Annotated in this window: 2 tRNA genes and 1 rRNA gene; all 3 read right to left on the bottom strand. The window is 44.8% G+C overall.

From position 1 onward, the window contains the following. Nucleotides 1–274 precede the first annotated feature (274 nt). Nucleotides 275–348 (bottom strand) — tRNA-Ala (locus ACHRWY_RS27505). 88 nt (nt 349–436) lie between these two features. Next, nucleotides 437–510, bottom strand: a tRNA-Ile gene (locus ACHRWY_RS27500). A 122-nt stretch (nt 511–632) separates the two neighbouring features. Beyond that, nucleotides 633–1,155, bottom strand: a 16S ribosomal RNA gene (locus ACHRWY_RS27495); the annotation flags it as partial.

The raw sequence follows: 1,155 nt of genomic DNA, 5'->3' as shown, positions 1-1,155 counted from the left end.
CCCGCAGCTTTTCGCAGCTTATCACGCCTTTCATCGCCTCTGAGAGCCAAGGCATCCCCCATACGCCCTTATTTTGCTTATTGTACCAATCATAAAATTAATTATGACCGTTTTTTTTTGTCTTTTACAATAAAATTGTAAAAAACGCTTTCTACTTTTTATTATTTTCTTATCTCAATATGTCAATGAACTTTATTTATCTCGAAAGCTGTAAAGTCTAAGGTCATAAAGTCATACTTTTGACTTTCAGACTTTAGTCTTTCGACTAAATTTGTGGAGAATAACGGAGTCGAACCGTTGACCTCCTGCGTGCAAGGCAGGCGCTCTAGCCAGCTGAGCTAATCCCCCATTTTTAAATGATGAGTTATGAATTATGAGTTATGAATGCTCATAAATGCTCAACTTCTAAAATTTCCTTTTTTTTTAAGTTAAAGAGTAGTCCCGGGCAGACTCGAACTGCCGACCCCTACATTATCAGTGTAGTACTCTAACCAGCTGAGCTACGAGACTCTGTTTTACTTAAAATTTATTATTTGAACTAACAGCAAGAGTAAAATAGTCTTAAAATCAAAACCTTTAAAGCTTCTTCTTTTTTCCTCAGCGTGCATTACTGCTAACACTCGAGGCTCTAGAAAGGAGGTGTTCCAGCCGCACCTTCCGGTACGGCTACCTTGTTACGACTTAGCCCTAGTTACCAGTTTTACCCTAGGCAGCTCCTTGCGGTCACCGACTTCAGGCACCCCCAGCTTCCATGGCTTGACGGGCGGTGTGTACAAGGCCCGGGAACGTATTCACCGGATCATGGCTGATATCCGATTACTAGCGATTCCAGCTTCACGGAGTCGAGTTGCAGACTCCGATCCGAACTGTGACCGGTTTTATAGATTCGCTCCTGGTCGCCCAGTGGCTGCTCTCTGTACCGGCCATTGTAGCACGTGTGTAGCCCAAGGCGTAAGGGCCGTGATGATTTGACGTCATCCCCACCTTCCTCACAGTTTGCACTGGCAGTCTTGTTAGAGTTCCCGACATGACTCGCTGGCAACTAACAACAGGGGTTGCGCTCGTTATAGGACTTAACCTGACACCTCACGGCACGAGCTGACGACAACCATGCAGCACCTTGTAAATTGTCTTGCGAAAGATCTGTTTCCAAAC

Source organism: Flavobacterium sp. FlaQc-48 (assembly GCF_044007335.1).
Taxonomy (GTDB): Bacteria; Bacteroidota; Bacteroidia; order Flavobacteriales; family Flavobacteriaceae; genus Flavobacterium.
The sequence above is the reverse complement of the archived record's forward strand: the minus strand, read 5'-3'. Positions and strand labels throughout refer to the sequence as shown.